This window comes from Deltaproteobacteria bacterium, assembly GCA_016235345.1.
Classification (GTDB): Bacteria; Desulfobacterota; Desulfobacteria; order Desulfobacterales; family Desulfatibacillaceae; genus JACRLG01.
In genome coordinates this window covers 45,000-62,993 of sequence record JACRLG010000011.1, presented here as the reverse complement: position 1 = coordinate 62,993, position 17,994 = coordinate 45,000, and the positions used below count along the sequence as shown (strand labels likewise).

Sequence of the window (17,994 nt, the reverse complement as noted above, 5' to 3'; positions counted from 1 at the left end):
TTACGGGGCCTCCTCCGTATCTTCGATTTCGATGAAAAGCCGCATCATTTCGGGCGCGTCGCAAAATCCCAGTTTCCGGTAGACAGGCCGCCCGGCGTCGCTGGCTGAAAGAATGATCCGCCTTATCCCGTTTTCCCTGCACCATTCCTCTGCGGCCCTTACCATTGTCTGGGCGCAGCCCCTGTTACGGTGGGTCTTTTCGGTGAACACGCTGTGCAAAAAGACCACCCTGGACGACAGGTCGTAAGGGTTGGGGGTGAGACTGATATTGGTGATCGCGCAACTTGAAACGGGCTGGCCGCCATCCTCCATGACCCAGGCCCGGCAGACGCCGCCCGGCATTTCGGACGCAAGTTTTTCGGCGTAGGCCGCTTCAATTTTGGCGGCGGCCTCCGGGTCGAGGCGCTGGCCCTTTTCCAGCCAGATTTCCTCGAACATCATCCTGTGGTGGGCTGAAAGAAGCGGCATGTCCGATATGGCGGCTTCGCGTATTTTCATCTTCGGGCCTTCCCGGCAAGAGGGTTCTGGTCAGGGCCTCCTTTTCTCACGGATGGGGCGCGGAAACAACAGATATTGGAGTTCGATGGCCGTCCGGCCCGATCCTTCCGTGTACGTGCGACTCGGTTCTTGACGCGCTCCCCGCCTTTTCGTAGAATGAAATTTTACCGAACGTATCAAAAATATTGATCAGCCCCCGTTTTTGCGGGCTGGCGGCATGAACGGAGCCGAAACCCGCGTTTCGGGCGATTTTCGGACATATTCGACCATCCTGGGAAAGAGGGCCATGAAAGTATCCCCCATCGCCGACTCCTCATTTTTTGCCGAGCTTTCCGGGATCACCCACGTTGGCCGCTACACCGTCACAAAGGAATTGGGGCGCGGCGGCATGGCCGTGGTCTTTCTGGGGCGCGACCCCTACATCCAGAGGCAGGTGGCCATTAAGATGAGCCGGCCCCACACCGAGGAGGAAAAGACCCAGTTCTTCGTGGAGGCCCAGAGCGCGGGAAGGCTCAACCACCCCAACCTGGTTGCGGTCTACGACGCAGGCGTACACGGGCGTTTCTGCTACATAGCCATGGAGCTTGTGGAAGGCCATACCCTGGACCGTTACTGCCAGCCCGAAAACCTCCTGCCCCCCAAAAAGGCTGCGGAGATCGTGTTTTCGGTGCTGAACGCCCTCGATTACGCCCACAAGCAGGGGGTGATCCACCGGGACATAAAGCCCTCCAACATCATGCTGGACAAAAACGGGGACGTCAAAATCGCCGATTTCGGCATCGCCCGTATCAAGGGCTTAAGCACCATGCGGGTCATAAGGGGGACTCCCAGCTACATGTCCCCGGAGCAGGTGAAGGGCGAGCCCATAAAGGACAACACCGACATCTTTTCGGCGGGCTGCGTGCTTTTCGAGCTTCTTACGGGGGTGCCCGCCTTCGGCGGCGAGGATTTCTCCTCCATCATCAAAAAGATCGTTGAATCAGACCCACCGCCCATCCTGCGCCTGAGGCCGGAGCTTCCGAAAATTTTCGGGGACGTCATCCAAAAGGCCCTTGCCAAGGACCCGACGGTCCGTTACCAGAGCTGCCTTGATTTCGCCTACGACCTTCGGGTGGCGGTGCGGGGCCTTGCGGCTGAAACTTTAGCCGCGCCCGAAAAGCCCAAGAGCGCCCTGGAATACATACGCTACGTGCCTTTTTTCGCCAACTTCACTCCCAGGCAGCTTGAGGAGCTTTTTCAGGCAAGCGACATACTGAAGGTGAAAAAGGGCAAGGTGGTGGTGGCCCAGGGCGAGATCGACGACACCTTTTTCATCATCCTGTCCGGTTCCGCCCGCATAGAAAAGGACGGCCAGATCATAGCCCGCGTGGGCATGGGGGAATGTTTCGGCGAAATGGCCTATATAGGCGGCCAGGCCCGCGTGGCCACCGTGGTGGCGGACACCGACCTGGTTCTCATGAAGATTTCGGCCACCATACTGGACCGGGCCCCAGGCCCCATCCAGCTTCTTTTTTTCAAGAATTTCGCCAAGTTTCTGGTAAAGCGCTTTTCCATGTTCTTCAACAAGCAGGAATGAAAGGCGAATCCCGCCCACCGGCCAGGACGCCTTCCGCGCCGGTTCAATAAATAATCTCACCCGGAAAATCCCCATGTCCCGATCCCATCTCAATCGGCTGATAAAAAAGGACGCAGCCCCCGCCGTGCGGGAAATCCTGCGCCTCATGGGCTGCGCGGCAGGAATATACGATAGTTGCGGAATGCTTCTGGCCGGAGTCGAGGCCGGGTGCGAATGCGCCGAGGCTGCGGTGAGCCTTGAAGGCAAGGTGATAGGAAAGGTGAGGGGAAGCAGGGCCGCCGCCCCCGCCGCCAACCTGCTGTCCTTTCTTCTGGAGGAGGAGATCAGGAAAAAGCGCCTGGTCACCGAGGCGCTCGACAAGGACTCGGACATTCGCCTTTTAAAGGAAATGGCCGAGAAAATGGCGGACGCGGAGGACCTCACCGAGGTGGCCGCCTGCGTGGTGGACGAGGCCACCGCAGCCATCGAGAGCACCGGGGCCTCGGTGATGCTCATCAACGAGAAGACCGGCAAGCTCGAAATTGTGGCCGCCTTCGGAAAGAAGTTCTCCCCCCGCCCGGTTCTGAAGCCCGGAGTGGGCATAGTGGGAGAGGTGATCCTTACCGGCAGGGGCGAAATAGTCAACGACGCCCAGTCGGACGCCCGTTTCGTGCCTGGCAGCTACAAGATATCCTCCCTCATGTGCGAACCCATCGTGTTCAAAGAGGATGTCATAGGGGCCATAAACGTGTCATCCGCCCGCCCAATGAACTACAGGGCCGCAGATCAGCGCCTTCTCAATCTCCTTGCCTCCCAGGCCGCAAGCGCCATAGTATCGGCCAGAAAGATGGAGCAGCTAAGGGCGGAAATGCCCCTGCCGGAAGCGGTTACGGCCTCGTCCGAACCCTTCTCCATAGGGCTTGAATCCGGCGCGCTCAATATACCCTCCGAACCGCCCGCCACCCCGCCCCCCAAGGATGCCCCAAGAAGCCCCGGCGACGAGGCGAAGGAGATGGGAATACCCGAAAGCCTCATGGACTGTTTCGGGAAGATGCAGGGTTCGACCCTTGAACCGGGGGACGCCTGCCACGAGAACATGGCGGTGCTTTTTTCTGACATACGGTCTTTTTCCGAGCACATGGGAAGCATGAACCCGCGCCAGAACGTGGATTTCCTCACAAGGTACGTGAAGTGCATAAGGCCGGTGGTCGCCCGTTACGGCGGCTTCGTGGCCCAGTGGGTGGGTGACGGGCAGATGATCCTTTTCCCCGAAACGAAAACGGGCGTGGCTGACAACGCCCTGAAAGCCGCCATCGACATCCAGAAAAAGGTGGGGGAGTTCTCCAGGGTCCAGGAGGACGCCCTAAGACTTCCCGTGGCCGTGGGCATGGGCCTTTGCGTGGGGCCCCTCACCCTTGGCGTCATCGGCTTCGATTCCGGCCTCATATCCACGGTTATCGGCGATACCGTCACGGCGGCCTCACGCATGGAAAGGCTCACCAAGCGTTTCGGCATCAAGGTGGCGGTTTCCGAGCGTTTCGTGGCCAGCCTCAAAAACCGGTCCCTGTTCACTTTCAGGGAGATCGATCTTGTGGAGCTGCCCGGACTTGAAAAGACCTTTTCGGTGTATGAGGTGATAAACGCCGATCCCGACGGAGTCCGGGCCGCCAAGACCCAGTGCATCGGGGCCTTCAAGGACGCGGTGGAAAAATACAGGGCGGGCGAGTTCACCCAGGCCCTCCGAATGTTCGAAAAGCTGAAAAGCCACATGCCCTTTGACCGGGTGACCGACATCTACCTTGGCCGGTGCGCGGCTTTTTTGAGGAATTCCCCGCCCAAGGGATGGGTTGGCGTTTATCGGCTGGTGGAGTGACGGACCGTGCGCTTTTTCTCCCTCTTCATTCTGGCGCTTCTGCTTGCGATACAGCCGTCAGCCGTGGCCCAGGCCAAGGACCGGGCCTTTTCGCGTGAGGTGACGCCCCTTCGCACCGGGGTCTTTTCGCCCAAGGACGAGGAGGTGGTTGCCCTGGCCCGCGCGCGCCGGGCGGTTCTCTCCGAAGTCGGCTCGTGGCTGTCCGCCTTTGCCGGGGTAAAGACCGCCTACACCGACCCGGAAGGCCTCGCGGCCCTGGCTGCGGCTTTGGTGAAGGTCCACGCCAAGGGCCAGGGAAACGCGCCCGGATCGGGGGTCAACCGGATAACGCTCTCCGCCTCGATATCGGACGGCGAAGTGAAAAAGAGCCTCCCCCTGCTTCTGGCGGACCCGGTTCTCGTGTCCAGGTACGCCAGGGTGGGCAAACGGGAGGGCTTCTTTCTGGGCAAGGCCCAGGACCTGGAAAAACGCCTGGCCTCACTTTCCCCCGGCGAGGACAGGGCCGCCGAAAAGGAGCTGGTTGAAGGCTACGGAGGGCTTGCCGCAAAGCTCGCCGCAGTGAGCCTGATGTACATGGCCCATGACGAGTACCTGAAAGAGGGGAAGGGGGCGGACCTGGGAAAGGCCATGAAATACTATGAAGGCGCGGCCCGTCTGGACGAGGGCTACGCCGACGCCTGGGCCTGCCAGGCCCTGGTGCATCTTTCCCAGACCAGGTACACCGATGCGGTGGATGATTTCACCAAGGCGATTTCCCTAAGCCCCAAGGACCCGGACCTTTTCCAGGACAGGGGGGTCACCTTCGGCCAGTGTGGAAGGCCGGACCTGGCGGTTAAGGACTTCACCAGGGCCATAGCATTAAAACCCGATTTCACCAGGGCCTACGCGGCGCGGGCCTATGCCTACATGATCCTGGACAAGGTTGATGCGGCCTGCAAGGACCTCCACAAGGCCTGCGACCTTGGCGAATGCATGTTTTTGAAAGGCGCGCGGGCCCTGGGCAAGTGCAAGTGACCGGGCGGGCCGCGCATCTTTCATTCTTCCGCCAGAGAATTTTTTGGGGGCAATCAAATCACGAAAAAGGAAAAAGGCCATGTCCAAACCGAAGAAACTGAAACGCAGCATTTTCCAGCGCATACTGGGCATTCCCGCCACGGGAACGCCTGCTGATCCCGGCTGCTGGAGCTATTCGGGAAATGTCATCACCGTCGATCTCAAGCGCGCAGAGGCCCTTTCAAAGGCAGGCGGCGCGCTTCGCTGCGAGGGCGGCGGCCTGCCCCTTAGGGTGCTGGTGATAAGGGACGATTCGGGCAACTTCCGGGCCTATCACAACCGGTGCACCCACTTAGGCCACCGCCGCCTGGACCCCGTGCCGGGCGGAGGAAGCGTCCAGTGCTGCTCGGTCAACGCCACCACCTTCAACTACGAGGGAAAATCCATCCACGGTCCGGGAAAGCACCCCATCACCCTTTTCCCGGTCTCGCGCAAGGGGGACCTGCTCACGGTGACCATCACCAACTCGTAACAGCCTGTCTAAAACGCGAATCGCCGTGTCAGGCTTTACGGCGCGGTCCGCCACGTGCATCAGGCTTCATCGAGGATATCGAAATTGATATCCAGGCTTCACTTCAAGCCTTTTTACCAGGCTGCTAAAGAAGGTTTCTTGACAATTGTCCGCGCGTTTTCAATAGTCAAAAAACATCGCGGCCCATGTCTTGTTGCGGCCTTTCACATACATGAGGGATCGGGCTCTTCATGCTCAAAATGTTTCGCGTAAAAAAGCTGAGGGAGGCCCTTTTGCGGGCCGAGACCTACGGCGAATGGCTGGACGCCGCAGGCGAACTGGACCGGGCCCTCGGCATGGACGCCTGGCGCAAGGACGATTCCTCCCCCTACTACAATTACCGCCTTGTCCGGCGGGACATGGAGCAGATGAGGGAGTACCGGGAGACGGCCAATGTTTACAGGCTATTGGACCTTCTGCACGACAGCCTCCGGCGCAACCTGGGCGACGTGGGGCATCCGAACCTTTACGACAAGGCCCTGACCGGCACCAAGCATCTTATAGAGGAATACCTGGCCGAAGCCGAAAAGGGCCTGAATTATCTGTGCGACAACGATTTCCCGCACCTTTTGCCGGACAAGAAGCTGCGGCTTTTCTCCCAGGCGGCCCATAATTTCGGGCGTAGCGCCCTCATGCTTTCGGGCGGGGCCACCTTCGGCATTTTTCACCTGGGGGTTGTGCGCACCCTCTGGGATCACAAGCTCCTTCCAAGGGTGATTTCAGGCTCCAGCATGGGGGCCATAATCGCCGCCGGAACCTGCACCCGGACCGACACCGAAATCCAGGCCATCCACGACAGGACCAGGCCCTTAAACCGCAACGCCCTAAGGTGGCTTCCCCCTTCCGCCATGTGGCGCGAAAAAAGCCTCATGGACCAGAAGCAGCTTTTGAAGAACATCCAGACGAACGTGGGCGAATACACCTTCGCCGAGGCCTACGCACGGACAGGCAGGATTCTGAACATCTCGGTCTCACCCACACGCATGGGAATAAAGCCAAGGGTCTTGAACTACATAACCGCCCCCAACGTCACCATAGCCTCGGCGGCCTGCGCCTCGTCGGCGGTGCCCGGAGTCTTCCCCCCCGCCAAGCTCATGGCCAAGGACAGAGCGGGCCAGATGGTCCCCTACATGGCCAACGAAAAGTGGGTGGACGGCACTCTGCGGGAGGACATCCCCATAATGCGGCTTTCCAGGCTGCACAACGTCAACCATTATATAGTGAGCCAGGCCAACCCCCACGTGATTCCCTTTTTCGGCTACCGCCACCGCAGGGGTTTCACGCCCTTCGTTGTGGACCTCGCTGCCAGCATGGTCCAGGGCCAGGTGATGCAGGTTCTGGACGTGGCCCGGCAGAGGGTCCAGCAGAACCCCTGGCGGCCCATCCTGGACCAGATGTACGCGGTGGCCGGGCAGCAGTATTCGGGCGACATCAACATCCACCTTCCCTTTTCCGCGCCCATGTACAGGATGGTCCTGGCCAACCCCACGGAGGAGCAGTTCGAGTTCTTCGTAAGGCTTGGGGAGAGGGCGTCCTGGTCCCAGGTGGAGAGAATCAGGAACCAGACCCGCATAAGCCGGTGCTTTGAAAGTTGCCTGGAAAAGCTGTCGCCTGAAGGGGAGCGCGTGGAGGAAAGACCCTTATAAAAGAATATAACGCTGTGTTACATTAATACAGGGAGGCCACCATGGAAGGACCAATGATCAGCCTGTCTTTCAGCCTTGATGAGATTATGGTGGATTTCATTCCAAAGATGGCCACGGCCTTTCTGGCAATATCCGGGGCGTCCGGCGCTCTTTCCGGCACCGAGGCGTCCCTGGTTCTGGATGTGGAGGGCAGGGCCTACAGCTTTACCGCCAAGGACGCCTCGTCCGTCACGGCCCGCCTGGGCGACATGGAGCGGCCCACCGCAAGGGTGTCCATGAGCATTTCCGACCTGGTTCCCCTCATCAACCCCAAAAACGCCGACATGCTCCTTGTCATTCCCACAAGCCTCACCAGGGAAAAATACGATCTCGTGAACAAGCTGGGCGGCGAGGCCAGGTTCGAGCTGAAAAACGAGGACGGAAGCGTTTCTGTAATCACTGCTGTTTTCAACGGGAAAAATAGCCCCCGCGCCACCCTTGCCCTTGACATCACCGAGGCCCGGAAGATGTTCGCAAGGCAGAGCAACCCGGTGGAAATGTTCATGAAGGGGAGTCTCAAGATAACCGGCGACATAGCCTTCGCCATGACCCTCCAGCCGCTTTTCACGTGAGGACCGCATGCCCGGAAAGCTCTATACGGTGATTTACGAGGGCCAGGTGATGGACGGCCACGACCCGGAGAAGGTGCGCGGCCTCATGGGCGCGGCCCTTGGCCTTACCCTGGAGGAGGCCGGGCTGTTTCTGATGGACGAGGCCACCGTGGTGTTGGCCAATGCTGACAAGGAAACCGCCATGACTCTTCGGCTGGCCCTTTTCCGGGCGGGCGCGGTGGTCACCGTCACCTCGGATGAGCCGGGATGCGCCGTGGATAAGGAGCCGGTCGTCGAAGGGCCCTGGAAGGCCGTCTGCTGCCCCCACTGCGGAACGAAACAGCTTCCGGCCAGGGAGTGCAAGAACTGCGGCCAGCGAATGAAAAAGCCCGCGCCCGATCCCGTGGCGGAGGTATCAGAAGAAGCTTTGCAGGAAGCTCCCGAAGAGGCTCCTGAAGAAAGTCCCGAAGAAGACGCCTGACGCCGGAATCCGGTAACCGGAGGCAGATTTTCAGTAAGCCTGCCAAAGCACAAGCCCCCTGCCTTCCCGCTTCCCGCGCCCAGGGGCCGTAATTGGCGGCTCCTGGGCGGCCTTATTCTATCGTCTGCTAAAAAATCGTTCTGACAAAGCAGCCTCCCCCTCCTCCCGAATCCGAGGCGGGCGGAACCGGATCGGAAATCGGGACAGGCGCTGGGACAACTATGTAGCCCGCGTCCAGCACCGCTTCGGGCGCGGCGTCGCTTATCGCCATCAGTCGGGTGTGGCCGCTTGAAGGGTCCGGGTCCGAGTCCAGGGCGTTGTCTGTTCCGTGCCAGTTTACGCTGAATTTCGCGCCGTCCGGGGCGGAGAAGGCCAGGGAGTAGTTTCCGGGCTCGGCCACGGCGATGCGGAAGCCACCCTGATTAGTGGTGACCGAGCTTGCCAGAAAGGCTCCGTCCGGGCCGAAGGCGCTTGCGGTGATGCCTTCCACCCCGGTTTCGGAAGGGTCGCGCAGGCCGTCTCCGTCCTGGTCGGCAAAGGCCGTGCCCTTGATGACGCCCATGCCGGGTGCGAAGTGGGCGGTGATGGACTGGTCGCAGGAGAGGGTGAGATCGACGGTTTCGGCCACCCCGTTATAGGCCCCGGTCCAGTGGGAAAAGACGAAGCCGTCGGCGGCGTCCGTTGTGAGGCGCGGATGGGAGCCGGAGGGGATGTCCGGGTAGGTGTGGGGATAAGGGGGGGAGGCTGTTCCGTTAACCAGCACATCGCCGGAGAATGCCGGGCTGACGTCCACGGTCAGCACTGAGAATGCGCCCCCTCAGGCGCAGGCCGGGGCGGGAGCGTAAAGCCCCAGTAAAATCAATGCTGCCAAGGCCGGAAGAAGGATTCCGGCGCAGCGGTTCTTTGCGGCTTGTTTTAAAGGGATTCTCATGCCCGACTGTCCTTTTTGAATTTTTATGGAAAAGGCTCCTTGAAGCTCCTGCCGTTTCTATTACGATTGGCTGCAAAATCCAATGGCTGCGTCATCGGCGCAAAAGGTCCTCAACATGGAATAACCATGCCTCCGGTCCTTTTGCGCCTGGCAACCTTCCCCTTGAATTTTTCGCTCAATCTCATGACGAAAATATTTTTGAGATGAGTTCTAATCAAAAAAATGCGGCAGGTTCAAAACGCTATGGACCCCGGAGTCCTGGGGTAGGGGATGACGTCCCTTATGTTGGAAACCCCGGTCACCAGCATCACGAGCCTTTCAAAGCCCAGGCCGAAGCCGCTGTGAATCACCGAGCCGTAGCGGCGGGAATCCGCGTACCAGGAGTATTCGTCCGAATTGAGCCCGGCCTCTTTCATGCGCCCGGAAAGGACCTCGCCCCTCTCCTCCCTCTGGCTTCCGCCGATTATCTCCCCTATCCGTGGAACCAAAACGTCCATGGCAGCCACGGTTTTGCCATCGTCGTTAAGCCTCATGTAGAAGGGCTTGAGGCTTTTGGGATAATCGAAGACGATCACCGGGCCTTTCACGTGGGTCTCGGCGAGAAACCTCTCGTGCTCTGTGGCCAGGTCATTTCCCCAAACGGGCGGGTACTGGAATTTTTCGCCGGATTTCTGAAGGATGTCGATGGCTTGGGTGTAGGAAATCCGGGCGAAGGGGCCGCTTGCTATTGCCGTAAGGGTGGGAATGAGCCTTGGGTCCACGAAGCGCGAAAAAAGCGAGAGGTCCTCGCCGCATTCGGTAAGTGCGAAGTTTGCAAGGTGGCGCAGGAAGTCCTCGGCCAGGGCCATGTTGTCAACGGCATCCGAAAAGGCCGATTCCGGCTCCACCATCCAGAATTCAGCCGCGTGCCGGGCGGTGTTGGAGTTCTCGGCCCGAAAGGTTGGGCCGAAAGTATAGACGTCCGAAAGTGCGCAGGCGAACATCTCCGCCGCAAGCTGGCCCGATACCGTAAGATGGGCCGGGCGTCCGAAGAAGTCGTTTTCGTTAGGCTCGCCGGGCGAAAGGGTGCTGACCCTGAACATGTCGCCTGCGCCCTCGCAGTCCGAGGCGGTAATTATGGGGGTGTGGATGTAGAAGAAGCCCCGGTCCCGGAAAAAATCGTGAATGGAAAGCGCAAGGGCCGAGCGCACCCGGAAAACCGCCGAGAACTTGTTGGTGCGGGGCCGGAGGTGCGCTATGGTGCGCAAAAATTCGTCCGAATGGCGCTTTTTCTGGAGAGGGAAGTCTTCGGGCGCATCCCCCAGCTTTTCGGCGCTTAGGGCCCTAAGCTCCCATTTCTGGCCCTTGGCCGGGGAGGGGACAAGGGCTCCGCGCACCGCAACCGAGCTGCCCGTGGAAAGCCCGCTCAAGACCCCGTAGGCCGGGCTTCCGGCGTCCGCCACCGCCTGAAGGCTGGTTAAACAGGAGCCGTCGTTAATCTCTACGAAAACGAAGTCCCTGTGGTCGCGCACCGTGCGAACCCATCCCTTTGCCAGGACGTCGGGATTTTCCCCGTCCGCCTCAAAAAGCGCCCTTATCTTCATGCGCCGTGGTATATTGGCCGCCATGGAAACCCTTCCTTCAACCGGCACCAGCGATCTTACGGTCCTGTCCGCGTCCCGGCGCACGGACATACCCGCCTTTTTCATGGACTGGTTCATGAAGCGCATGAAGGCCGGGTTTTTCTCCCTTACCAATCCCTATAACCAAAAGACTCATATCATACCAGTTCCGCCGGGCCAAGTGGCGGGAATAGTGTTCTGGTCGAAAAATTACCGGCCCTTCCTGGATGGAGCCTACGGACTGCGCCTTCTGGACATGGGGCTTAAACTTTATTTTCATTTCACCGTGAATTCCAAAAACCCGCTTTTTGAACCCAATCTTCCGCCCCTTGAACTTCGCCTCGAACAGTTCGCCGAGCTCGCGGCCCTTGCCGGAAAAGGCGCGGTCAACTGGAGGTTCGATCCCATCTGCCATTACACCGTAAATGAAGGCCCGGTCCTTGGTAACCTTGACGATTTCGACGCCATAGCGGAGGCCGCGTCCGAAGCCGGAGTCGGGCGGTGCACCACGAGTTTTCTGGATCACTACCCCAAGGTCATGCGGCGGGTTTCGGCCCTCCACGGCCTTCGCCTCGTTTCACCCTGCGAGGCGGAAAAGGTCATGTTGCTGAAGGACCTCGAAGCCAGGCTTAAAAATCGTGGCATCGGCCTTTTTTGCTGTTGCGAGAAAGAAACCGCCGCACTGGCCGGGGTCCCTTCCGGGGCCTGCGTCGATCACTCCCTTCTGGAACACCTCTGGGGTGCCAGGCTTTCCGGAAGGGCGGATGCGGGCCAGCGGAGGCAGGCGGGCTGCGGATGTCACGAAAGCCGCGACGTGGGCGACTACGGCCTCCATCCCTGCCCCCACGGCTGCCTTTACTGCTACGCCAACCCGGTTCGGGGAAAAAGTATTTGACGAAAAGGGGTTCCGGGGAGTAAAAGGATTTAAATGCCGAAGAATTGAAGCCTTCGGTTTCTTCTCTTGATGCGCGGGCAAGGAGCTTTCATGCGCCCTGCCGCGTTCGGGGATTAATGACATGGCCACGATGAACAGCGAAAAAAGAAATTTCCCGCGTTACGATTTGAATCTCCCAGCCATAGTCTCCGTGGTGGGAGGGCCAAGGAACAATCGGCCCCTTGCGCTGGGAACCCGCGACGTGTCTTCGGGCGGCGGATATTTCCCGTGCGAGACCCCCTTGAGCGTGGATACCCGCGTGGAGGTGGGGCTTCTCATTCCCGTGCCCGGCCTGAAAAAGCTCGGTCGAACGGGTGCGCGGGTGAAGCTGGCTGGCGTTGTGGTGAGGTCCGACGCACGGGGCATGGCCATCCGTTTTGACCGCAGGTTCCGGCTGGCTCCCCTGCCCTGATGATCCAAGGCCGGTGGAAAGCACCCCCTGTCCACCCTTACCGGTAGTCCCTGTCCTTTTCTAACGGTGCGCGAGTTTCCGACATGGCTCACAAAGATTCCCGGATGGAATCCACAGGTGAGTCCGCCTCTTGCGGATCGGTGCACGTCGTAGGCCCCCACCGCCTTCAAAACGAGCTTTTCTCCTGGTTCATCAAAAACGAATCCAGGCTCGACTGCACCACGGGCGTCGATTACGCACCCCTTTCCTCTCCCCCGGACTCGCCAAGGCTCGTGCTTCTGGATTGCCTGAACGCCACCGGCCTTCCCCTGTGGGCCGCCGGGATAGAAATCAAGGACCCCAAAAACGGCGGCGACTACCTGGCCCTGTTCAACGTGGGCAAGGAGAGGAAACTCACCCGCGAGGCCATGAGCCGGGGCATGAGGGGGGTCTTCTACGACAACATGCCGCTCCCGATCATTTTAAAGGGCATAAAGGCCATTCTTTCAGGGGAGCTGTGGTATTCCCGCGAAACCCTCACCACCTTTCTGCTTGAGCCGGAGCACGAAGCCACGCTTCCCGAACAGGTGGCCAAGACCCTCACCGCCAGGGAGAGGGAAATCCTCCTCCGCATCGCGGCCGGTTCCAGCAACCAGGAAATCGGCGAAGACCTCTTCATCAGCCTCCACACCGTAAAAAGCCACATATACAACATCTTCAAGAAGATCGACGTGCCCAACCGCCTCCAGGCGGCCCTGTGGGTGGCCAAATACCTCTAACCCCTCTGGGGGGCTGCAAGCGCGATCCGCTGTGTTGCGCGTCGCCTCGCGCTTCGGTCACGTACAAAAGCGTACGCTCCCTCACCACTCGCTCGCGCGCCTTGCGGCTCATCGCTTGCAGCCCCCCAGGCCGAGATGGAATACAGGCTTTGGCAGTCGGATTTTCGGATGCCAAAAAAGGACGCCGGATGAGAGGTCTAAATTTCTCATCCGGCGTCCTTTTGAAAAGCCATTAGGGCATTGTCCCGGCATTTTCCGGAATTGAAGAAAACTGGATATGCAGCCTGGATAAAAACGATGAAATGCAAGGAAAGCTAAAAGCCAATGAGGGAGCGTACTCTTCTGTACGTGACCGAAATTGGCTTTGACGCTTGACACAGCAGTTCGCGTTTTTAGACGGGCTGACAGACGGGCTGTCGTCAGGGCTTATAGTATTTCATCGCCTCCGCCATATGCTTGTTGATGTCGTTTATGCGGTTCGCGTCCGAGGGGTGGGTGCTCAAAATTTGAGGCGGGGCGGCTCCCTGTTTCATCTTGGCCATGCGCTGCCAGAAATCTGTGGCCGCGTGCGGGTCGTAGCCAGCCATGGCCATGAAGATGAGGCCCAGCCGGTCGGCCTCGCTCTCGTGCAGGCGGCTGTATGGCAAAATCGCCCCAACGGTGGCCCCTATGCCGAAGGCGGAAAGCCAGATGGACTGGGTCTGTTTGGGTTTGTCCTTAAGGGCCACGGAAAGGGCCGTTCCGCCCATCTGCACCAAAAGCTGCTGGCTCATGCGCTCGCCTCCGTGGTTGGCCACGGCGTGGGCTATCTCGTGGCCCATCACCACCGCGAGGCCCGCCTCGTCCCGGCTGACGGGCAGGAGCCCCTCGTAGACCACCACCTTGCCGCCGGGCATGCACCATGCGTTGACGTCCTTGCCTTCCACAAGGTTGAATTCCCAGGCGTAGGATTTAAGCTCGGCGGCCATGTTGTTCTGTCTGTACCATGTTTCCACGGCGGCCTGTATGCGCGCGCCCACCCTCTTCACCATTGCCGTGTCGGCGGCCCGCGAGGAAGGCTTTGCGGAAGCCATGAATTTCTTGTATTCGCTCTGGCTCATGGAGAGCATCTCGGAGCCGGACACGAGGCTTAGCTGGCTGCGCCCCGTTATGGGTGCGTGGGTGCAGGCGAAAAGGAAAAGTGAAACCAAGGCCGCCGTAACGATTCGCATGAGTGATCTTTTCATGGTATCCTCCGTTGGAAAGTGCGGATGGCTACAGCGGCCATCCGGTATTTGAGTCGGACCCACAAAGATTGTCCGCTTGCAAGTTTATCATATTTCTTCTGCGGGGGAAAACAATGCAGGACCGAAATTTTACACGCTGCGCCTGGGTGACCGGCGACCCTCTTTACATAGATTACCACGACAGGGAATGGGGCGAGCCGATTCGGGACGACCGGGTCCTTTTCGAGTTTCTGGTCCTGGAATGCTCCCAGGCCGGGCTTTCCTGGATCACCATTCTGAAAAAGCGCGAGGCTTACCGGGCGGCCTTTGCGGGCTTCGATCCCGAAAAGGTGGCCCGGTTCGGACACGACCGGGTGGAGGCCCTCATGAAGGACCCAGGCATCGTGCGCAACCGGAAAAAGATAGAGGCCGCAGTGAACAACGCAAAAAGGGCGCTGGAAGTGATTGAGGAATTCGGCTCTTTGGCGGACTACCTCTGGTCTTTCGTCGGAAACAGGCCCATTGTCAACAGGTTCGGGCATATTTCGGAGGTTCCGGCCCGCACCCCGGAATCCGAGGCCATGAGCCGGGACATGAAGCGCCGGGGCTTCTCCTTTGTGGGGCCGATTGCCTGCTACGCCTTCATGCAGTCGGTTGGGATGGTGAACGATCACACAACCGACTGCTTCCGCCACCGCGAGCTTGCCTGACGCCCGGCCCCAATAAAAAGGGCGGCGGACGCCGCTATCAGGGCATCCGCCGCCTTTTCGGGTTTTTCCCGAACGACCGGAAACGCAATCCGGATCAGAAATAAAGCTTCATGCCCACAAAGGCCTGGAAAACGTCCAGGCAGATATCCTGGGGATTCTTGATTGTCGGGTCCTCTTCATGGGTATCGTTCCAGGTGTAGCGCATGTCAAGGGTGAGCCATACCGGGCCCTGGGCGTGGTAATCGCCACCTGCGGCCACGTGAAACCCGAAGTCGTCCGCAAGCTTTACCTCGACGCCCTGGACGAAATGGTCGAAGTCGTGGGCGTAATAGCCCGCGCCCACGCCCACGTAAGGCATCACGTCCTTGAACATAAGCGGCTGATAGCGGATGGTGCACAAAAAGCCCACCTGCTCGACGTCGCCTATCTCCTGGGCCAGCTTCTCTCCCGGCGGCTTGAGGTTGAAGCGGTATCTGCCGTACTCGAGAGCGCCTTCGACCGAAAGGTCCTTCCAGACAAAATAAGAGGCGTTGACCCCGTAACAGCCGGACGGATCGATTTCCACTTCGTTGCCGTCAAGCTCTCCGCCCTCGAACTGGTTGTAGCCCGCCCGCGCTCCCACGGAAATCTTGCCGTGACGCTGGGCCTTGTCCCCGGTTTCAGCGGCCAGGGCTCCGGTCAGGCCGAAAAACAGGATGCCTGTGGCAATTATACACGCGAGCCGATTTTTCATGGTTTCCTCCAAGCGGGGTGTCTGTAACTATTAAGCCAAGCATGGTTTTTTTCATTCTTCAAGGGAGCCAGGCCGGGGGGAGAAATACCAGACTTCTCCTCCAACGTTTTTTGGAGTTTGAAAAATGGAACTGAGGGCCTGCTCCCCATAATAATATATCGCCGATGGGTGGACATTATACCGCTTTGTTCGCGGAATGCAACAGGGGAAAAACATCCAGGCATCCTGCGCCACTGGCTGCAGGATGCCTGGGAGGAAAATGGATCATTCCACCTTTACTGTCTCGCCGCGCTTGACCTTGGTCTTTTTCGTGAACTTGTTGAGCTTCAGAAAATCGCTCAGGGTCATGTCGTGCTTGCGGGCTATGGATATGGCCGTGTCGCCCTTTTTGACCTTGTAGGTCTTGGGGGCCTTTTTCTCCTCGGGCGGCTTGGAGGTGGGGACCTTTAAGGTCTGGCCGATTTTTATGCGCTTGGAGGGAAGGTCGTTGGCCTTCACTATGGCCGGGATGGTGGTGTTGTAGCGCTGGGCCAGGTTGAAGATGGTGTCGCCCTTTTCCACCGTGTGGCTCAAGATTGAGGTCCTGGGCTTGGCGGCGGCCTTTCTGGCGCGCTCCTCCTTCTCCTTTTCCTTCCTGAGCCTTTCCTTCTCCTTTTCCTTCTCTTTTTCCTTCTTCAGCCTCTCCTTTTCCTCAAGGGCGGCCTTTCTTTCGCGTTCGGCCCTTTCCCTGGCCTTTGCGGCCTTGGACTTGTAATCAGGCTTCGCGGGCTCAGGCAGAACGGGCTGGACCTCATCGGGCTGACTGGACTGGACAGCTTCGTGAGGCTCCGGTTTCGGAGCAGGGGGCGGTACGGTCACTTTCTCGGCGGGCTGATCGGCAAGAACCGGCTGCTCCGGTGTCGAGCCATCCGCGGAGGCCAAAAGAACCGGGGGCTCGCAGACGGCAGACGGAATTTTCAGCACCTTTCCCTTGTAAAGGCTGGCTTCGGCGCGAAGGCCGTTAAGAAGGCAGATAGTGCTTACGGAAATCCCGTATCTGCGCGAAAGGTTGGTGAGGGTGTCCCCCACCTGAACCGTGTGGTAGGTGTAGGTGGGCTTGGGCGGGTTGTATTCCGGGACCGCGTCCAGCATGGCCAGGAGGTCGCCGTCAAAAGCCTGGGGAAGTCTTAAGTCGTAGGGTTCCGAGGGAGTCATCCTGAGCTTTAACTCAGGGTTTAAGGTGACCAGGTCGGCCTCCTCGAAACCTATTGCGCGCGCTATCTGCATAAGGTGCACCTGACGGGTGAGCCGGTGAACCTTGTACCTGGGCGGCGGAATCAGGGCCGGAAGCTCCATGCCGTACTTGGCCGGGTCCTTGATTATCATCAGGGTTGCGAAGAATCTGGGCACGTACCGGGCGGTCTCGCGGGGAAGGTTTTCGTACAGGTCCCAGAAATTGTCCAGGTAGGGTATCTTTTTCTTGTTGATCTCCCTTATTATCCGGCCCTCGCCGCAGTTGTAGGCCGCAAGGCAGGTGATCCAGTCCCCGAACATGTTGTGAAGGGCCTGGAGATATTTGATGGCGGCGTCGGTGGCCTTTTCCGGGTCCATGCGCTCGTCAATGAACTTGTCACGGCTAAGGCCGAAACGGATGCCCGTCGAGGGGATGAACTGCCACAGCCCCAGGGCGCGGGCGGGCGAAAAGGCCGAGTCCTTGAACCCGCTTTCGATTAGGGGCAGCCATGAAAGTTCTTCGGGAAGCCCGGCCCTCTTGAGTTTTTCCAGAATCATGGGGCGGTACATGCCGCTTCTGGCGTAGCTCCTTTTGAAGAAGCCGCTTTCGATTCCGGTTAAAAGGCCGATTTCGTAATTGACGTACTTGTTGTCGGTGCCCGGCATCAGGATGCCGTTGTTTTCCCCCTGGGCCGTGACGTACCGGGTGGCGTAGATTTCCACCAGGCGCTGGGAGATGATGACCCGAAGGTCTTCCTTAAGCTGTATGAGTTCGACGGACTTGCCCTTGTCCTGGGCGTCGGCCCGCAAAAGGAGCTGGTAGGCCATGTCAAGGCTCTGGACCGCGCCGTCCACGTCGCCCTGCTCCCAGAGCTCCTGGGCGCGGGTGCAGTAAAATTCGCCCTTGCGAATGGATAAAAGGGCGGCCCTGGCGGAGGGGGAAAGCCTGGCCATATCCTCGGCGGGCAGGTCCTCCTCGGTTATGGGGCACGAAAGGTCGAGGTCTGCCGGAATGGTGCTGTCCGAGACGCCGGATGCGCTTCCTGGGGCCGGTTTGCCGGCTGCGGCCAGCGATGCGCCGCACAGTAAAATGGAGGCGGCGAAAACGAAAATTGTAACAAGTATTGCTTTTTTCATGGCGTTCCTGTGGCTTTATGGTGGTTGGCGATAATTTGCGAATCGGATGCTCTCGACGGAAAAGGAAGGACGCATTTTGTTCTGATGTGGCTATCTGAGGCGAAGATGTGTCGCTCCAAAGGGACGGTCCCCCAGGTTCTCGCGGAGAGAAAGA

Annotated in this window: 17 protein-coding genes; 11 read left to right on the top strand and 6 right to left on the bottom strand. The window is 59.2% G+C overall.

Features of this window, described 5'->3' with window-relative positions; translation table 11 throughout:
• Entirely contained in the window at window positions 1-498 is a 498-nt protein-coding gene (locus tag HZB23_05625) for a GNAT family N-acetyltransferase (GenBank protein ID MBI5844132.1), read from the bottom strand.
• Between the two features lie 286 nt (window positions 499-784).
• On the opposite strand from HZB23_05625, the gene HZB23_05620 reads away from it, so the two are divergent.
• The 7 genes from HZB23_05620 (at window position 785) to HZB23_05590 (ending at window position 8,207) form a co-directional block, all read left to right on the top strand.
• A complete protein-coding gene (locus HZB23_05620) occupies window positions 785-2,074 on the top strand; it encodes a protein kinase (GenBank protein MBI5844131.1) in 1,290 nt (429 codons plus the stop codon).
• 73 nt (window positions 2,075-2,147) lie between these two features.
• Window positions 2,148-3,926, top strand: coding sequence for a GAF domain-containing protein (locus HZB23_05615; GenBank protein MBI5844130.1), 1,779 nt, complete (start codon window positions 2,148-2,150; stop codon window positions 3,924-3,926).
• A gap of 6 nt (window positions 3,927-3,932) precedes the next feature.
• Entirely contained in the window at window positions 3,933-4,940 is a 1,008-nt protein-coding gene (locus tag HZB23_05610; GenBank protein ID MBI5844129.1) for a hypothetical protein, read from the top strand.
• Between the two features lie 79 nt (window positions 4,941-5,019).
• Window positions 5,020-5,451, top strand: a complete 432-nt coding sequence (locus HZB23_05605; protein ID MBI5844128.1) for a Rieske (2Fe-2S) protein — start codon at window positions 5,020-5,022, stop codon at window positions 5,449-5,451.
• Between the two features lie 230 nt (window positions 5,452-5,681).
• A complete protein-coding gene (locus HZB23_05600) occupies window positions 5,682-7,136 on the top strand; it encodes a DUF3336 domain-containing protein (GenBank protein MBI5844127.1) in 1,455 nt (484 codons plus the stop codon).
• Between the two features lie 41 nt (window positions 7,137-7,177).
• The gene (locus HZB23_05595) at window positions 7,178-7,747 is read left to right on the top strand and encodes an SCP2 sterol-binding domain-containing protein (protein ID MBI5844126.1); all 570 of its coding nucleotides are present in this window, start codon (window positions 7,178-7,180) and stop codon (window positions 7,745-7,747) included.
• 7 nt (window positions 7,748-7,754) lie between these two features.
• The gene (locus HZB23_05590) at window positions 7,755-8,207 is read left to right on the top strand and encodes a hypothetical protein (protein ID MBI5844125.1); all 453 of its coding nucleotides are present in this window, start codon (window positions 7,755-7,757) and stop codon (window positions 8,205-8,207) included.
• A gap of 127 nt (window positions 8,208-8,334) precedes the next feature.
• On the opposite strand, the gene HZB23_05585 is transcribed toward HZB23_05590, so the two are convergent.
• A complete protein-coding gene (locus HZB23_05585; GenBank protein ID MBI5844124.1) occupies window positions 8,335-9,009 on the bottom strand; it encodes a hypothetical protein in 675 nt (224 codons plus the stop codon).
• A 362-nt stretch (window positions 9,010-9,371) separates the two neighbouring features.
• Window positions 9,372-10,721, bottom strand: coding sequence for an asparagine--tRNA ligase (gene asnS / locus HZB23_05580; GenBank protein ID MBI5844123.1), 1,350 nt, complete (start codon window positions 10,719-10,721; stop codon window positions 9,372-9,374).
• A gap of 22 nt (window positions 10,722-10,743) precedes the next feature.
• Between asnS and HZB23_05575 the strand changes: the two genes are divergently transcribed.
• From HZB23_05575 to HZB23_05565, 3 genes are all read left to right on the top strand, one after another.
• Window positions 10,744-11,634 carry a DUF1848 domain-containing protein gene (locus tag HZB23_05575; protein MBI5844122.1) on the top strand — a complete coding sequence of 297 codons (891 nt, stop codon included), beginning with the start codon at window positions 10,744-10,746 and terminating at the stop codon, window positions 11,632-11,634.
• A 121-nt stretch (window positions 11,635-11,755) separates the two neighbouring features.
• Window positions 11,756-12,085: a PilZ domain-containing protein gene (locus HZB23_05570; GenBank protein MBI5844121.1), complete on the top strand. Its 330-nt coding sequence runs from the start codon at window positions 11,756-11,758 to the stop codon at window positions 12,083-12,085.
• Window positions 12,086-12,189: 104 nt separating this feature from the next.
• On the top strand, window positions 12,190-12,843 hold the full coding sequence (locus tag HZB23_05565) for a response regulator transcription factor (GenBank protein ID MBI5844120.1): 654 nt from the start codon (window positions 12,190-12,192) through the stop codon (window positions 12,841-12,843).
• Between the two features lie 419 nt (window positions 12,844-13,262).
• On the opposite strand, the gene HZB23_05560 is transcribed toward HZB23_05565, so the two are convergent.
• Window positions 13,263-14,069: a M48 family metallopeptidase gene (locus tag HZB23_05560; protein MBI5844119.1), complete on the bottom strand. Its 807-nt coding sequence runs from the start codon at window positions 14,067-14,069 to the stop codon at window positions 13,263-13,265.
• Window positions 14,070-14,182: 113 nt separating this feature from the next.
• Here HZB23_05560 and HZB23_05555 point away from each other — a divergent pair, with 113 nt between their 5' ends.
• Complete coding sequence (locus HZB23_05555) at window positions 14,183-14,758, top strand: DNA-3-methyladenine glycosylase I (GenBank protein ID MBI5844118.1); 576 nt, start codon at window positions 14,183-14,185, stop codon at window positions 14,756-14,758.
• 94 nt (window positions 14,759-14,852) lie between these two features.
• On the opposite strand, the gene HZB23_05550 is transcribed toward HZB23_05555, so the two are convergent.
• Both HZB23_05550 and HZB23_05545 read right to left on the bottom strand, forming a co-directional pair.
• Entirely contained in the window at window positions 14,853-15,491 is a 639-nt protein-coding gene (locus HZB23_05550) for an outer membrane beta-barrel protein (GenBank protein MBI5844117.1), read from the bottom strand.
• A 264-nt stretch (window positions 15,492-15,755) separates the two neighbouring features.
• Window positions 15,756-17,840 (bottom strand): LysM peptidoglycan-binding domain-containing protein, encoded by a 2,085-nt coding sequence (locus HZB23_05545; GenBank protein ID MBI5844116.1) that lies wholly within the window; start codon window positions 17,838-17,840, stop codon window positions 15,756-15,758.
• Between the last annotated feature and the right edge of the window lie 154 nt (window positions 17,841-17,994).